The organism is Telluria antibiotica, from assembly GCF_011682055.1.
GTDB classification, from domain to species: Bacteria; Pseudomonadota; Gammaproteobacteria; order Burkholderiales; family Burkholderiaceae_D; genus Telluria; species Telluria antibiotica.
This window is the reverse complement of record NZ_JAAQOM010000003.1, coordinates 157,147-173,201: the sequence shown is the minus strand read 5'-3', so window position 1 is coordinate 173,201 and position 16,055 is coordinate 157,147. Positions and strand designations below refer to the sequence as shown.

12 protein-coding genes are annotated in these 16,055 nt (G+C 68.4%); 9 read left to right on the top strand and 3 right to left on the bottom strand.

Features of this window, described 5'->3' with window-relative positions:
* The first annotated feature begins 1 nt into the window (after position 1).
* The 6 genes from HAV22_RS06040 to HAV22_RS06015 are packed head-to-tail and all read left to right on the top strand — an operon-like array spanning position 2 to position 8,509.
* Positions 2-1,204 carry a TIGR03087 family PEP-CTERM/XrtA system glycosyltransferase gene (locus HAV22_RS06040; RefSeq protein WP_166857598.1) on the top strand — a complete coding sequence of 401 codons (1,203 nt, stop codon included), beginning with the start codon at positions 2-4 and terminating at the stop codon, positions 1,202-1,204.
* Complete coding sequence (gene xrtA, locus HAV22_RS06035; RefSeq protein ID WP_166857595.1) at positions 1,195-2,751, top strand: exosortase A; 1,557 nt, start codon at positions 1,195-1,197, stop codon at positions 2,749-2,751. Before HAV22_RS06040 ends, xrtA begins: the two co-directional genes overlap by 10 nt.
* Positions 2,752-2,799: 48 nt before the next feature.
* The gene (locus HAV22_RS06030; protein ID WP_208296079.1) at positions 2,800-4,017 is read left to right on the top strand and encodes a TIGR04063 family PEP-CTERM/XrtA system glycosyltransferase; all 1,218 of its coding nucleotides are present in this window, start codon (positions 2,800-2,802) and stop codon (positions 4,015-4,017) included.
* A gap of 28 nt (positions 4,018-4,045) precedes the next feature.
* Positions 4,046-5,212 carry a TIGR03088 family PEP-CTERM/XrtA system glycosyltransferase gene (locus HAV22_RS06025; protein WP_166857593.1) on the top strand — a complete coding sequence of 389 codons (1,167 nt, stop codon included), beginning with the start codon at positions 4,046-4,048 and terminating at the stop codon, positions 5,210-5,212.
* Positions 5,213-5,254: 42 nt separating this feature from the next.
* Positions 5,255-7,162 (top strand): XrtA/PEP-CTERM system amidotransferase, encoded by a 1,908-nt coding sequence (locus HAV22_RS06020; protein WP_166857591.1) that lies wholly within the window; start codon positions 5,255-5,257, stop codon positions 7,160-7,162.
* Positions 7,163-7,171: 9 nt separating this feature from the next.
* Positions 7,172-8,509 carry a putative O-glycosylation ligase, exosortase A system-associated gene (locus tag HAV22_RS06015; RefSeq protein WP_166857589.1) on the top strand — a complete coding sequence of 446 codons (1,338 nt, stop codon included), beginning with the start codon at positions 7,172-7,174 and terminating at the stop codon, positions 8,507-8,509.
* Here the strand turns inward: HAV22_RS06015 and HAV22_RS06010 are convergent.
* Both HAV22_RS06010 and HAV22_RS06005 read right to left on the bottom strand, forming a co-directional pair.
* Complete coding sequence (locus tag HAV22_RS06010) at positions 8,506-9,738, bottom strand: pyridoxal-dependent decarboxylase, exosortase A system-associated (RefSeq protein ID WP_166857587.1); 1,233 nt, start codon at positions 9,736-9,738, stop codon at positions 8,506-8,508. The two genes, HAV22_RS06015 and HAV22_RS06010, sit on opposite strands and share 4 nt — an antisense overlap.
* The gene (locus HAV22_RS06005; RefSeq protein ID WP_166857585.1) at positions 9,735-11,309 is read right to left on the bottom strand and encodes an acyl-CoA ligase (AMP-forming), exosortase A system-associated; all 1,575 of its coding nucleotides are present in this window, start codon (positions 11,307-11,309) and stop codon (positions 9,735-9,737) included. The genes HAV22_RS06010 and HAV22_RS06005 overlap by 4 nt, the downstream gene beginning before the upstream one ends.
* Before the next feature lie 375 nt (positions 11,310-11,684).
* Here HAV22_RS06005 and HAV22_RS06000 point away from each other — a divergent pair, with 375 nt between their 5' ends.
* The 3 genes from HAV22_RS06000 (at position 11,685) to HAV22_RS05990 (ending at position 14,967) form a co-directional block, all read left to right on the top strand.
* Positions 11,685-12,578: a hypothetical protein gene (locus HAV22_RS06000; RefSeq protein ID WP_166857583.1), complete on the top strand. Its 894-nt coding sequence runs from the start codon at positions 11,685-11,687 to the stop codon at positions 12,576-12,578.
* Between the two features lie 62 nt (positions 12,579-12,640).
* Positions 12,641-13,876: an aminotransferase class I/II-fold pyridoxal phosphate-dependent enzyme gene (locus HAV22_RS05995; RefSeq protein ID WP_166857581.1), complete on the top strand. Its 1,236-nt coding sequence runs from the start codon at positions 12,641-12,643 to the stop codon at positions 13,874-13,876.
* The gene (locus HAV22_RS05990) at positions 13,873-14,967 is read left to right on the top strand and encodes a GNAT family N-acetyltransferase (protein ID WP_166857579.1); all 1,095 of its coding nucleotides are present in this window, start codon (positions 13,873-13,875) and stop codon (positions 14,965-14,967) included. The genes HAV22_RS05995 and HAV22_RS05990 overlap by 4 nt, the downstream gene beginning before the upstream one ends.
* On the opposite strand, the gene HAV22_RS05985 is transcribed toward HAV22_RS05990, so the two are convergent.
* Positions 14,921-15,931 (bottom strand): polysaccharide deacetylase family protein, encoded by a 1,011-nt coding sequence (locus HAV22_RS05985; protein ID WP_166857577.1) that lies wholly within the window; start codon positions 15,929-15,931, stop codon positions 14,921-14,923. The genes HAV22_RS05990 and HAV22_RS05985 overlap by 47 nt on opposite strands.
* Positions 15,932-16,055 lie beyond the last annotated feature (124 nt).

Sequence of the window (16,055 nt, the reverse complement as noted above, 5' to 3'; positions counted from 1 at the left end):
CGTGGAAGACCTGCTGCTGCTGATCCACCGGATCCCGTACCCGCCCAACAAGGGCGACAAGATCCGCTCGTACCACCTGCTGAAGCACCTGGCCCGGCACTACCGCGTGCACCTGGCCACCTTCGTGGACGACCCCGCCGACTGGCAGTACGTGCCGCACGTCGAGGCCTTGTGCGCCAGCAGCCGTTTCGCGCGCATGAACCCGTTGCTGGCGCGCGTGCGCAGCCTGCAGGCGCTGTTGAAGAACCGTTCGCTGTCGCTCGAGTACTACCGCGACGCTGCGCTCGCGCGCTGGGTCGACGACACCGTGGCGAAACATAAGATCGACCGCGTGCTCGTGTTCTCGGGCGCGATGGCGCAATACGCCGACCCGTACCGCTCGGCGCGCCGCGTCGTCGACTTCTGCGACGTCGACTCCGACAAATGGCGCCAGTACGCCGACCAGAAATCGTGGCCGATGAACTGGCTGTACCGCTATGAGGCGCGCCGCCTGCTCGCGTACGAGCGCCGCGTGGCGCGCGACTACGACGCGTCGCTGTTCGTCTCGGCGCCCGAGGCGGAGCTGTTCCGCCAGCTGGCGCCCGAAAGCACGGCCAAGATCGGCCACTTCAGCAACGGCGTCGACACCGACTACTTCTCGCCCGACCAGCCGCACGCGAATCCGTACGCGGCGGACGAACGCGCCGTCGTGTTCACGGGCGCGATGGACTACTGGCCGAACGTGGACGCCGTCCAGTGGTTCGCCGCCGACGTCTTCCCGCGCCTGCGCGAGCGGTTCGCCGACGTGAAGTTCTACATCGTCGGCTCGCGGCCGGCGCCGGCCGTGCAGGAACTGGCGAAGCTGCCCGGCGTCGTCGTCACGGGCACCGTGCCGGACGTGCGGCCGTACATCGCGCATGCCGCCGTGTCGGTGGCGCCGCTGCGCATCGCGCGCGGCATCCAGAACAAGGTGCTGGAAGCGATGGCGATGGCCACGCCGGTCGTCGTGTCGCCGCAGGCACTGGAAGGCATCGACGCCGTGCCGGGCAGTGAACTGGTGCTCGCCGAGGATGCCGCCGGTTTCGTCGACGCCGTGAGCACGCTGCTGGCCGGCCAGGACAGCGCCGCGGCCGCGATCGGCGCGGCGGCGCGCGCCAAGGTCCAGCGCAACTACAGCTGGTCCAGCAACCTTGCCTGTATTGGGGAGAGTCTCGAATGTTCCTGAATCCGCCACCGGGCGTCATCAACGCCACCGCTGCCCCGATATCGCGCCAGGGCGCGGCGCTGATCGCGCTGGCCCTGCTCGCGCCGTTCCTGCTGTATTTCGGCACGGTGCGCTCGATCGTCTCGGTGTGGAACAGTTCCGAGACGTTCGCACACGGCTACGTGATCCTGCCGATCAGCCTGTGGCTCGTGTGGCGCCGGCGCGAGAATTTCAGCCTGTATCCGCCCAAGCCCTGGCCGCCCGCACTGCTGCTGCTCGCGGCGCTCGGCGCCGGCTGGCTCGCCGCGCAGCTGGGCGAGGTGCAGGTCGTGTCGCAATACATGTTCGTCGCGATGTTCCCCGTCGCCGCGCTGGCCCTGTTCGGCCCGCGCCTGGCCGGCTCGCTCACGTTCCCGCTGCTCTTCCTGCTGTTCGCGGTGCCGTTCGGCGAGATCTTCGTCGCCCCGCTGATCCAGTTCACGGCCGACTTCACGGTATGGGCCGTGCGCGCCACCGGCATCCCCGTGCTGCGCAGCGGCACCCGCTTCGAACTGCCGACCGGTAACTGGTCCGTGGTCGAAGCCTGCAGCGGCGTGCGCTACCTGATTTCCTCGATCACACTGGGCAGCCTGTACGCCTACCTGACCTACCGTTCCACCGCGCGGCGCGCGCTGTTCATCGGCCTGTCGGTGGTCGTCCCCGTCATCGCCAACGGCCTGCGCGCGTACATGATCGTGATGATCGGCCACCTGTCCGGCATGGCGCTGGCGACGGGCGTCGACCACATCATCTACGGCTGGCTGTTCTTCGGCCTCGTCATGTTCATCATGTTCTGGATCGGCAGCTTCTGGCGCGAGGACAACGCCCCCGCGCCCGCGGCACCGGCGGCCGCCGGCGCCAAGCCGGCGCCCGCCTTGTCCGGAACCATGCCGCGCCGCCTCCCCGCGATGGTGGCCGGCGTGCTGCTCGTGTGCGGCTTGTGGCCCGCACTCGCGCTGGTGGGCGAGCGCGCGAACGACAACCCGGCGCCCGTGCGCCTGGCCGACGTCGCCGTGACCGCGCCGGAAGCGCGCGACTTCGCCGACTGGAAGCCGTTCTACATGGAGCCGGACGCGCGCTTCCACCGCGCCTACCAGGAAGGCAGCCTGCCCGTGAGCCTGACCGTCCTGTACTACCGCAACCAGAATCCGACGAAGAGCCTGATCAGTTCCATGAACCGCCTGACCGGCTACGAAGATACCTGGCACGAAGTGGAAAGCACGGCGCGCAGCGAGACCGTCGCCGGCACGCCCGTGACCGTGCACGAAGGCATCCTGCGCGTGCCGCAGGGCGCCATCATGGTGTGGGCCTTCAAATGGGTCGGCGGGCATTACACGGGCAGCGACCCCGTCGGCAAGCTGTGGCAGGCCGCGAACAAGGCCATGCTGCGCGGCGACGACGGCGCGGCCGTCATGCTCGCGGTCCCGTACGACCACGACAAGGAGAGCGCGCGCGCCGCGCTGCACCGCTTCCTGGCCGACCAGGGTCAAGCCATCGACGGCGCGCTGAAGGCCGCGCACGCCCGCTGACCCGGCATTCGAATAACGCGATACCAAGAGAAGAACGGAATTAAGATCATGCGAGTCCTGCACGTCCTCGACCACTCGATCCCGCTGCACAGCGGGTACACCTTTCGTACCCGCTCGATCCTGCGCGAACAGCGCGCGCTCGGCTGGGAAACCTTCCACGTCACCGGCGCCAAGCAGAATTCCGGCGACATGCTGGAAGAAACCGTCGACGGCCTGCACTTCTACCGCACGCCGGAATCGAAGGGCGCGCTGGCGAAGCTGCCCGTCCTGAACCAGGTGAACGTGATCGACGGCCTGGCCAAGCGCCTGGCCGAGATCATCCCGCTCGTGAAACCGGACGTCCTGCACGCGCACTCGCCGTCGCTGAACGCGATCGCCGCACTGCGCGCCGGCAAGCGCTTCGGCATCCCTGTCGTCTACGAAGTGCGCGCATTCTGGGAAGACGCTGCCGTCGACCACGGCACCAGCTCGGAGAACGGCCTGCGCTACCGCCTCACACGCGCGCTCGAGACCTATGCACTGAAGCAGGCCGATGCCGTCACCACGATCTGCGAAGGCCTGCGCAAGGATATCGTCGCGCGCGGCGTCCCGGCCAACAAGGTCACCGTGATCCCGAACGCGGTCGACATCGAGAAATTCTCGATGGGCGGCACGCCCGACCTCGCACTGAAGGAAAAACTGGGCCTGGGCGACGCGCGCCTGATCGGCTTCATCGGCTCGTTCTACGCGTACGAAGGCCTGGACGTGCTGCTGCGCGCCGTGCCGAAGCTCGTCGCGCGCATGCCCGACCTGCGCGTGCTGCTCGTCGGCGGCGGCCCGCAGGACGAGCAACTGCGCCAGATGGCCAAGGACCTGAACATCGCGGACAAGGTCGTGTTCACGGGCCGTGTGCCGCACGACCAGGTCAACAAATACTACGACCTGCTCGACGTGCTCGTGTACCCGCGCCTGTCGATGCGCCTGACGGACCTCGTCACGCCGCTCAAGCCGCTGGAAGCGATGGCGCAGGGCCGCATCCTGGCCGCGTCCGACGTGGGCGGCCACCTCGAGCTGATCGAGGACGGCAAGACCGGCGTGCTGTTCGGCGCCGACGATCCGGACTCGCTGGCGGACAAGGTTGGCGCCCTGCTCGCCGCACAGGAGTCCTGGCCGAAGCTGCGCCAGGCCGGCCGCCACTACGTCGAGACGGAGCGCAACTGGCGCGTCAGCGTGGGCCGCTACCCGGCCATCTACGGCCGCCTGACACAGAAGGCGCTCGCGGCATAATGGCACGACAGGCACGGAAGGCACGACGATGAACGCACCTGCCACTACGCTCGCGCCGTCCGGCGTCGACACGCGGCCGCTCGTCGTGCACCTCGTGTATTCGCTCGGCGTGGGCGGCCTGGAGACGCTCCTCGTCGACTGCATCAACCGCATGCCCGCATGGCGCCACGCCGTCGTCTGCCTGACCACGTACACGTCGTTCGCCGACCGCATCGCGCGCCGCGACGTCGAACTCTTCGCGCTCGGCAAGCCGCCTGGCCTCGGCCTCGGCACGCACCTGACGTTCTGGCGCCTGATGCGGCGCCTGCGTCCGGCCGTCCTGCACACGTACAACCTCGCTGCGCTGGAGTACGCGTTCACGGCGACCATGGCGGGCGTCCCCGTGCGCATCCACGCGGAACACGGCCGCGACGCGAGCGACCCGCACGGGCTGAACCCGAAGCACAACTTCCTGCGCCGGCGCCTCGTGCCGTTCGTCGACCGCTTCATCCCCGTGTCGGAGGACCTGAACCGCTGGCTCGGCGACGTCGTGCGCATCCCCACCGCGAAGACGCTGTTCATCAAGAACGGCGTCGACACGGACAAGTACGCGCCCGGCGGCACGCCCGCCGCGGATGCGCCGTTCCAGGCGGACGACATCGTCATCGGCACCGTCGCCCGCGTGCAGGACGTCAAGAACCACCGCGCCCTCGTCGATGGGTTCGCGCGGCTGCGCACGCAGCTGCCGCAGCTCGCGCCGCGCCTGAAGCTGGCGATCGTGGGCGACGGTCCGCTGCTGCCGGCCGTGCGCGAGCAGGTCGCGAGCCTGGGCCTGACGGACGCCGTGTGGCTGCCGGGCGCGCGCGCCGACATCGCCGCCGTGCTGCACTCGTTCTCGATCTTCGCCCTCCCGTCGCTGGCCGAAGGCACGCCCGTGTCGATGCTGGAAGCGATGGCGTGCGGCCTGCCCGTCGTCGCGTCGCGCGTCGGCGGCATACCGGAAGTGGTGGACGAGGGCGTGCAGGGCCTCCTGGTCCCCGTCGGCGACGTCGCCGCGCTGACGGACGCGCTGGCCCGCTACGCGCAGGACGCGGGCTTGCGCGCCACGCACGGCGCCGCCGCGCGCGCGCGTGTGGAAGACCGTTTCAGCTTGCGTGCCATGGTGACCGCCTACGGCGCCCTGTACGACGGACTTTGCCGAAACAAGGCACACTGACGCGTTTCCGTTTCACCCAACGAACAAGCAAGAAAGCAAACCATGTGCGGAATAGTCGGAATCTTTGACACCCAAGGCAACCGGGACATCGACCGCGAAGCGCTGCGGCGCATGAACGAAAGCCAGCACCACCGCGGTCCCGACGAAGGCGAGCTGTATCTGGAAAAGGCGCTGGGCATGGGCCACCGCCGCCTGTCCGTGATCGACGTGGCCACTGGCCAGCAGCCATTCCTGAACGCCGCGCGCGACGTGGCCCTCGTCTTCAACGGCGAGATCTACAACTACCGGATCCTGCGCGACGAATTGATCGCGCTGGGCCACGTGTTCCGCACGAAGTCGGACACGGAAGTCGTCATGAACGCGTGGCTCACGTGGGGCGAGGATTGCGTGCGCCACCTGCGCGGCATGTTCGCGTTCGGCGTGTGGGACCGCAGGAAGCAGACGCTGTTCCTCGCGCGCGACCACGTGGGCGTGAAGCCGATGTTCTATTCGCTGCTCCCGAGCGGCCTGTTCGTGTTCGGCTCGGAACTGAAGTCGATCATGACCTTCCCCGAACTGTCGCGCAAGCTGAACCCGCGCGCCGTCGAGGATTACTTCGCGTACGGCTACGTGCCGGAACCGAACACCATCTTCCACAACGCCTATAAACTCAGCCCCGGCCACTCGATCCTGTTGAAGGTCGGCGACCGCGCCGTCCAGCCGAAGCGCTGGTGGGACCTGTCGTTCAACGTCGCGCCGGCGCGGCCGGAAGCGGACGTCGAGGCCGAGCTGATCGACCGCGTGCGCGAAGCCGTCAAAAGTCAGATGGAATCGGAAGTGCCGCTGGGCGCCTTCCTGTCCGGCGGCGTCGATTCCAGCGCCGTCGTCGCGATGATGGCGGGCGCACGGGACGGCTCGGTCAGCGAAGGCGTCACCACGTGCTCGATCGGCTTCGACGATCCGGAATTCGACGAGACGCAGTACGCCATGCAGGTCGCGCAGCGCTACCGCACGCACCATCATGCGCAGATCGTCGACAAGGACGACTACGGCCTGATCGACACGCTGGCGCACCTGTACGACGAGCCGTTCGCCGACAGCTCCGCGATCCCGACCTACCGCGTGTGCCAGCTGGCGCGCCGCCACGTGACGGTGGCGCTGTCGGGCGACGGCGGCGACGAAAACTTCGCCGGCTACCGCCGCTACCGCTTCGCGATGGCCGAGCACAGCGTGCGCTCGAAAGTGCCGGAAGCGATCAGGAAGCCATTGTTCGGCACCCTGGGCAGCCTGTACCCGAAGGCCGACTGGGCCCCGCGCGTGTTCCGTGCCAAGACGACGTTCGAGGCGATCGCGCGCGACCTCGTCGAGGGCTATTTCCACGGCGTGTCGCGGCTGACCGACCGCCAGCGCAACCAGCTGTTCTCGGACGGCTTCAAGAGCGACCTGCAGGGCTACCGCGCGATCGACGTGATGCGTGAACACGCCGCGCAGGCGCCGACGGACGACCCGCTGTCGCTGATCCAGTACCTCGATTTCAAGACCTGGCTGCCGGGCGACATCCTCACGAAGGTCGATCGCGCCAGCATGGCCCATTCGCTGGAAGTGCGCGTGCCGCTGCTGGACCACGAGTTCTGCGAATACGCGGCGACGCTGCCCCCGAGCCTGAAACTGCGCGGCGGCGAAGGCAAGTACATCCTGAAAAAGTCACTGGAACCGCATCTCCCGCACGACATCATGTACCGGTCGAAGAAAGGCTTTTCGATTCCGCTGGCGGCCTGGCTGCGCGGCCCGCTGCGCGCCGCCGTGCGCGACGCGGTGCTGGGCGCGCGCCTCGTCGATACGGGCATCTTCAACCGCCGCTACCTGGAAAAGCTCGTGGCCGAGCACCACGCGGGCACCGCGGACCACAGCGTGGCACTGTGGTCGCTGATGATGTTCGACGCCTTCCTGCGCGTGAGCGCGGGCACGTGAGGACGCAGCATGCGTGACATATTCCTCCTGATCGTGATGCTGGCCAGCATCCCCTACATACTCAAGCGCCCTGTTATGGGCGCGCTGATGTACGCCGTCTTCAGCCTGATGAATCCGCACCGGATGACCTATGGCTTCGCCGGCAACTTCCCGTTCGTGATGATCATCGCGGTGGTGACGCTGCTCGCGACGGTGGCCTCGAAGGAAGAAAAGAAAGTCCCGTTCACACCCGTCGTCGTCCAGCTCCTCCTGCTGGTCTTATGGGTCACGCTGACGGCCGTCTTCGCGCTCAACCCGACCGGCGCCTGGGACGAATGGAGCACCGTGATGAAGACGATGCTGATCGTGATCCTGACGATCGCCGTCGTGCGCACCGTCAACGACGTCAAGGCCCTGTTACTCACCGTCGTCCTGTCGCTCGGCTTCTGGGGTTTCAAGGGCGGGCTGTGGACCATCGCGACCGGCGGCCACAACGGCCTGCTGGGCCCGCCGGGCACCTATATCAGCGACAACAACACGCTGGCGCTGGCGATGATCACGAGTATTCCGCTGACGGTAGCGGTGGCTTCGTTCGCGCCGACCAAATGGACGAAGCGTGCGGCCATCGCCGTCGCGGTGCTCACCGGCGTGTCCGTCATCGGTTCCTATTCGCGTGGCGCCTTGCTGGGCGGTGCCGCGATGACGCTGTTCCTGTGGCTGAAATCGCGCTCGAAGCTCAAGACCGGCCTCATATTCGCGCTCGTCATTCCGCTGCTGCTGGTCGCGATGCCGCCCGCGTGGATGGAACGCATGCATTCGATCGACAATTACCAGCAGGACGCGTCGGCGATGGGCCGCATCAACTCGTGGGGGTTCGCGATCAACGTCGCCAACCATCTGCCCCTCGGGGGCGGTTTCGCCACGTTCACGCCGAAGATCTTCCAGATTTACGCGCCCGATCCGACCGTGTTCTACGTCGCCCACAGTATCTATTTCCAGGTGCTGGGCGAGCACGGCTACATCGGCCTGTTCCTGTATTTGCTGATGTTCTTGTTCGCGTGGCGCACCGGGTCGCGCATCGTACGCAAGTGCGGCACGAATCCGGAATATGCCTGGGCCGCGACGACCGCCCGCATGTGCCAGGTCAGCATCATCGGCTACATGACGGCCGGTGCGTTCCTCGCGATGGCCTATTACGACCTGCCCTATTACGTGCTGGCGATCCTCGTCTGCCTCGAAAAGGTCTTGTTCATCGCACCGCAGCCGGACAACACGCCGCCGCTGCGCCTGCCGTTCCTGTCGCGCCGCAAGCAGCAAGGCGGCGCGTGGAAGCGGCCGGAAACGGCCGCCGCGCCCCGCAAGCGCTAGACCAGCACTTCCAGCGCCGCCGGGTGCCCGAGGAAGGCGCCCGGGCTGGCGGACGGGCCGTAGGCGCCCGACTGGAACACGACGATCAGGTCGCCGACCTGTGCATGCGCCAGTTCCATGCGGTCCGCGAGGATGTCGAGCGGGGTGCACAGCGGGCCCGTCACGCTGGCCGGACCGCTGTCCGCGGGCGCCACGCGATTGCCCACGGCGACCGGATAATTCTTGCGGATGACCTGCCCCAGGTTGCCGGAGGCGGCCAGGTGGTGGTGCATGCCGCCGTCCGCCACGAGGAACACTTCGCCGCGCGAGACCTTGCGGTCGACGACGCGCATCACGTAGATGCCGCATTCGCCGACGAGGTAGCGGCCCAGTTCCAGCGCCAGTTTCGCCTGCGGCAGCGCGGCCGTCAGTTTGTCGACTTCCGGTGCGAGGCGCGCGGCGATCGGTGCCACGTCCAGCCGTTCCTCGCCCGGGAAATACGGGATGCCGAAGCCGCCGCCGATGTTCACCTGGCGCACCGGGACCGGTGCCGCGTCGGCCAGGCGCAGCGCGAGATCGATGCTCTTCGCCTGGGCGTCGATGATGGCATCCGCGCGCAGGCTCTGCGAACCGGCGAAGACGTGGAAGCCCTGGAAATCGACGGCGAGCGCAGCCGCCATGCGCAGCAGGCGCGGCACCTCTTCCGCATCGATGCCGAACGGCTTGGCGCCGCCGCCCATCTTCATGCCGGATGATTTCAGTTCAAAGTCCGGGTTCACGCGCAGCGCGATGCGGGGCGCGATGCCGAGCATGTCGCCGGCGCGCGCGAGGGCATCGAGCTCGCGCGCCGACTCCACGTTCACGCACACGCCGGCGGCCACCGCCTGCGCCAGTTCGGCCTCCTGCTTGGCCGGGCCCGCGAAGCTGATGCGCGCGGGCGCCATGCCGGCGTCCAGCGCCGTCTTCAATTCGCCGCCGGATGCGACGTCGAGGCCGTCGACGAGGCCCGCCATGTGCTGCACGAGCGCCGGCATCGGATTCGCCTTGATCGAGTAGTGCAGCAGCACGCCTTGCGGCAGCTGGGCGCGCAGCTCGCGCACGCGCTGCGTGCACAGCGCGCGGTCGACCGCGAAGAAAGGCGTGCGGCCCACGCGCTGCGCGAGCCGGGTCAGCGGGATCCCGCCGACCTGCAGGACGTCGTCGACGACAGGAAAATAGATTTGCGGCGCGTGGCGTGGCTTGTTAGTCATGCTTCGTTGGTGTGCAGAGTATGGCGCAGCAGGTTGCGGTCGATCTTGCCGTTCGGGTTGCGCGGCAGCGGACCTGCGCGCAGGTCGACGCGGGCCGGCACCATGTACGCAGGCAGGCGGCGCTTGCATTCGGCCAGCAGCGTGGCCGCATCGATCGCGCCTTCTTCGACAGGCACCGCGATCACGGCGATGGCCTGGCCGAGCTGCGGATGGTCGATGCCGAACGCAGCCACCTCGGCGACGAGGCCGGTCGCGTGCAGCACGGATTCGATCTCGGTGGGGCTGATGCGGTAGCCGGACACCTTGATCATGTCGTCGCTGCGGCCGATGAAGTACAGGTAGCCGTCGGCGTCGCGGCGCACCGTATCGCCCGACCACACCGCGAGTTCCGGTACGGGCAGGCCCGGGTCCTGGCCGGGCGCGGGGCGGAAGCGCTGCGCCGTGCGCGCGGGGTCGTTCCAGTAGCCCAGCGCCACCAGCGCGCCGCGGTGCACGAGTTCTCCCGGTTCGCCGGCGTCGCACACAGTGCCGTCCGGACGCACGACGAGGATCTCCGCATTCGGGATCGCGCGGCCGATCGAATCGGGGCGGCGCGCCACCTCGTCCGGCGGCAGGTACGTGGAGCGGAACGCCTCCGTGAGGCCATACATCAGGAAGATCTGCGTGGCGGGCAAGGCTTCGCGCAGCGCGTGCACGGTCGGCACAGGCATGGCGCCACCGGAATTCGTGATGAAGCGCAGCGTGCAATCGGCGGGCCACGCGAGGCGCGCCAGCGCGATCCACAGCGGCGGCACGGCGGCGAGGCCCGTGATGCGCTCGCGCGCGACCATCGCCACGATGTCCTTCGGGAACAGGTAGTTCATCAGCACGACGCTGGCGCCGCACAGGAACGCGGTCGTCAGCTGCGACAGGCCGTAGTCGAAGCTCAAGGGAAGCACGGCGAGCAGGCGGTCGGCGGCGGTGAGGCCGAGGTAGCTCGCGACGCTCTGCGCGCCCGCGACCATGTTCCGGTGCGACAGCACAACGCCTTTCGGCTGGCCCGTGCTGCCGGACGTGTACAGGATCGCGGCGACGTCCGTGTCGATGCGGCGGTGGGGCGTGCAAGTGGCTGCGTCATGCGCCGGCCGCGCCGGCCACGCCAGCACGGGCAGCGCGGCCTCCGCGGGCAGCGCGTCGCCATCGGCCAGCAGCACGGCGCGCAGGTCCGGGCAGCGGTCCAGCACGGGCGCCAGTTGCGCGAGGCGTTCGGCCGTCGTGGCGAGCAGCCGCACGTTGCAGTCGGCGAGGATGTATGCGACCTGCTCCGGCTTGAGCAATGGATTGACGGGGACGAAGACGCAGCCGGCGGCCGCGGCGCCGAACATGGCGGCCACGTTCTCGATGCGCTTTTCCATGTACACGGCCACGCGCGCGCCGGGTTCCAGTCGTGCGTCGAGCAGCAGCGCGGCGACGGCGCGCACTTGCGCCGCCAGCTGCGCATAGGTGCAACGCTTGTCGCCGTACGCGAGCGCTTCGGCGGTGGGCGTGCGCGCCGCGCTGTCGAACAGGGAATCGTGGATCAGATGGTTCATCGCTGCCAAGGTTCTGCCCACAGCGCGGGTGGCTGGCAGGGCGTGGTCGGGCAAATGCCCATCTTACCAGTTCGGGCCGCGCGTATGGAACAGCTTACGGCCCGGCGTGGCCTTCCGGCGACTCGCCCAGCGGCGCCACCGGCCGTGCCGCGCGCGGCGCGGCGTGGGCAAGGACGAAGCCGGACAGCACGACAAACACGACGACGGCGGCCCGTATTCACGGAACGAACGGGCCGCGGCGATCGTTAACTTTACACGACAGATAGTTCACGGATTTTTTGCAGGGGTGGACTCGGGAATATTGGCCTGTTAGTATCTTTTTGTCTACACGCTAGACATTTCCCGAGAGTGCACCCCCAGCCAACGATAGAAACCATGGCGCCCCAACAAATCCTGCTGTTCCAGACGACCGATCCCGTCCACGTCAAGAAACGCCTGCTGCGTTTTCGCGAAGCGTTCCTGCGACTGGGACCGAATTACGAATTCGCCCTCGTGTCCTATCTTCCCAACGCCCGGACGGAAGTGCGCAACGTCGACCTGGACGGCGTGCGCATGGACCATTACGTGTTCAGCCAGGACGCCGTCGACACCCTCGACTACCCGATCAAGGGCGCGGCGCGGCCGTTCCGCCTCATTCCCGGCAACTGCGACCTCATGGCCCTGCTGGCCCGCAAAGCGGCGCCGCAGTACGCGCAGTATTGGGTGATCGAGGACGACGTCGAGTATTCGGGCGACCCGTACGGCCTGCTCGCCAGCCTGGACGGCCGCCGCGGTGACCTCCTTGCGTCCCACCTGGCGCGGGGTTATGACGACTGGGCGTATGCGTCGATGCTGCGTTCGCCCGGCGGCGACGTCAAGCCGGCCGACACCTGGCTGATCTTCCTGACGTTCTTCCGGATCAGCGCCGCGGCGCTCGACACGATCGACCGCTACTACCGCGAAGGCTGGTCGGGACACAGCGAAAACATGTGGGCCACGATCCTCAAGCACGCGGGGATGGACGTCGTCGACTTCGGCGGCAACGGCAAGTACGTTGCGGACGAAGACCGCAACAAGCACTATTACGGCTTGCCGAACGACGGCTTCCAGAAGAACGGCAGCTTCGGCACGATGAACATCCGCCTGTTCGCCGGCCGCCGCAAGGACGTGCTGTGGCACCCGATCAAGCCGCCCAAGGTCTGGGTGCGCCAGAACTACAAGCGCGTCGTCTCCATCGCCAAATGGCATCTCGGCAAGTTCGGCGCCGGCTCGCGCATTCAGAAATCCTGACGCCCCCGCGGCGCCCGGCTGGGCCGTGCGGGCGGAACCGGGGCACATGATATAGTCGAAGCATGCACTCCACGACTGACCGGCCCCGCGCGCGCCGCCCCCGAATTCCCCACGTCCCGATCCTGTCGCTCGACGCATGCGGCGGCGGGCGCGGCGGCGCGCTGCCGTCGTTGCTGGACGGTGCCGACGTGCGCCTCGTCACGAGCGGTCGCATCGCCATCGGCCTCGCGCTGCGCGCCCTCGGCGTGGGTGCCGGCGATGTCGTGCTCGTGCCGGCCTACCACAGCCCGTCGATGATCCCGCCCGCGCACTGGTGCGGCGCCGAAGTGGCGTTCTACCGCGTGCTGCCGGACACGGCGCCCGACCTGGCCGACATCGAGGCGAAGCTCGGCTCGGGCCGGGTCAAGGCGATCATCGCCACGCATTTCTTCGGCATCCCGCACGACCTGGCGCCGCTGCGCGCACTGTGCGACCGCCACGGCATCGGCCTCGTCGAGGATTGCGCCCATGCGTTCTTCGGCGCGCGCGACGGCGTGCCGGTCGGCAGCACGGGCGATTACGCGATCGGCAGCACGATGAAATTCTTCCCCGTCTACGAAGGCGGTTGCCTCGTGTCGCGGCGCCATCGGCTCGACGTCGCCCTGCGCGGCGCGAGCGCCGGCTTCGAAATGAAGGCGGCGCTGAACGCGCTGGAAGCCGCGTTCGCCCACGGCCGCCTGCCCGTGCTGCGCGTGCTGCTCGCGCTGCCGCTGCGGCTGAAAGGCGCGCTGTGGAATGCCGTCAAGGCACGCGGTGAAAGCGCGGGCACCGCTGCCGGCGCGCCGACCGCCGCGCTCGCGCCATCGTCGTCGGACAGCAGCTTCGAGTTCGACCCGCGCTGGACCGACAAGCGCTCGTCGCGGTTCTCGCGCGCCGTGCTGCGCTTGTCGTCCCCCACGCGCATCGTCGCGCGGCGACGACGCAACTACGCCGAGCTGCAGCGCGCGCTGGACGGCGCACCCGGCTGCCGCCCCCTGTTTCCGCGCCTGCCCGACGGCGCGTGCCCGTGGATGTTCCCGCTGCTCGTCGACCGGCCGCAAGCCGTCGCCGAGGCCTTGCAGCGCGCCGGGGTGCCGATGACGCGCTTCGGCGCCACGTTGTGGCCGGGCGTCGACGCGAGCGTGTGCGCCAACAGCGCGGACCTCGGCCGGCGCTTGATCGCCTTCCCCTGCCACCAGGCGCTGACCGATGCGGAGCGCGCCTGGCTGCACGCGCAGGTACGGCAGGCGCTCGAAGCCTGCGCGGCGGTGCCGGCATGAGCTGGACCGTCGTTCCCGCCCGCGACTTCGCGCGCCACGCCCCGCGCTGGCAGCTCCTGCACGCGGCAGGCCCCGCCTCCCCGCTGCTCGATGTCGATTTCGTACAAGCCCTGCTCGACGTGTTCGGCACCGGCCGCGAAATGCTGGCCTGGCACGGCGATGGCAACGACGCGGACACGATGACGATCGTGACGCCCGGCCGCCTCGGCGCCTGGAACACCTTCCAGCCCGCGCAGGCGCCCGTCGGATTGTGGCTGCAGCGCGATACCCGTCCCGCCGACGGCCTGCTGGCTGGCCTGCTGCGCGCCCTGCCCGGCCCCGCGCCGATGCTGGGCCTCACGCAATGCGACCCGATGCTGATGGCGCGTCCGGCCGCCGATGCGCGCAGCGGCGCGCGTAGTTTCGACTACATCCGCACGGCCCGCATCACGCTGCAGGGGAGCTTCGACGACTACTGGAATGCGCGCGGCAAGAACCTGCGCAACAACCTGAAAAAACAGCGCAACCGGCTGCGCCAGGACGGCATCGCCACGCGCCTTGAAGTCGTGCTCGAACCGGAGCACATGGCCGGCGCCGTGGCCGACTACGGCCGGCTGGAGACGACGGGCTGGAAGGCTGCCGAAGGCACGGCCGTCGCCGCCGACAACGACCAGGGCCGCTTCTACCGCGCGCTGCTGGAAGCTTTCGCCAAGCGCGGCGCGGCGAGCGTGTACCGCTATTGGTTCGACGGGCCAAACGACCCGCATCTCGCCGCGATGGACCTGTGCATCGAGGGCGGTGGCTGCATCGTGATCCTCAAGACGGCGTACGACGAGGCGCTCGGACCGCAGCTGTCGCCCGCGCTGCTGATGCGCGAGGAAGCGACGCGCGGCCTCTTCGACGAAGCGCGTTTCGAGCGCATCGAATTCTATGGACGGGTGATGGAATGGCACACCCGCTGGACCGACGAAATCCGCACGATGTACCACTTGAACGGCTACCGCTGGCCGCTGCTGGGCCGCCTGCATGCCCTCGCCGCGCGCGACCGGGGCGGCGAGGCGGACGTCAGCGCTGCGCCGCCAGCGCCCGCCGCAGCTGCGACAGGCTCATGAACTCGCCGCCGACCTCGGCACGGAACCAGGCACAGTAGTCGTGCACCGCGGTGATCAGGCGTTCCAGGTCGGCCGCACTACGCACATAAGGCGTATGCCCCGGCATCATCGAGGGGCTGTGGTAGGTCAGGGAAAACACCTGGCAGCCGCCGGCCAGCAGCGCGCCGGTGAGGCGGCGCATCTCGGTGCCGCTCGCCACTTCCGGGCTCAGGCGCACGCGCTCGAGCGCGCGCGTGCGCGCCAGCACGCCGCCCAGCCGCACGCGCCGGCCCCAGCGGCCCTGCGCGGCGCCGTACAGGCGCGGTCCGAAACGGCGCAGCCAGCCGCAATACCCCGTCGTCACCGGCAGTTCGAGCAATTGGCGCTCTCCCGCGCCGAACCAGTACGGATGTTCGTCGAAGGCGCGGAAATCCGGCCCGCCGTCTTCCGTGAACGCGCTGTACGGGACGACGCTCGCGTCGACGTCGTAACCGAGCGAGGCGATCGACTCGGCCGTGTGCGGACCCAGGCCGTAGCGGCCGGCCTTGAAGGCGCGGGGCTGTTTGCCGAAGGCGTCGGCGATGGTCTCGGTGAGCAGGCGCAGCTTTTCGTACTCGAGCTGGCGCGGCAGGTTGCCGCCGTAGGAATTGAAGTCCGACAGCGCTTCTTCGTACGGCGGCGATACCCACGGATGCAGGTGGGCGCCGATCTCGCAGCGGCCTGCGTCCAGCAATGCGCGCAAGGTGGCAACGGCGGACGGCGTCGTCGCGACGGGCCAGTCGACCATGTACGTGGGAACGATGCCGAACTTGTCGAACACGCGCGCATGCATCAGCGGCTGGCTGGCGATCGAGGTCGTGCCGATGGCGCTGCGGTTGAACGGCTGGTCCCAGGCGAATTCACCCTCGGTGTCGACGATTACGAGCAGGACCGGACGCTGTCCGGGTGCCAGTTGCGCAGGCACGTGCTGAGCTTTTTTCAACATCGCTTTGAATTCTTGCAGCCCGTATCGATGGCACCGCGCGCGCATGGTCGATAACGTGCCACGTGAAGATGCCGCGCTAAGGTGTTGCCGTTAAAAGTATTGCAATACTAGCATAACGCGCTTG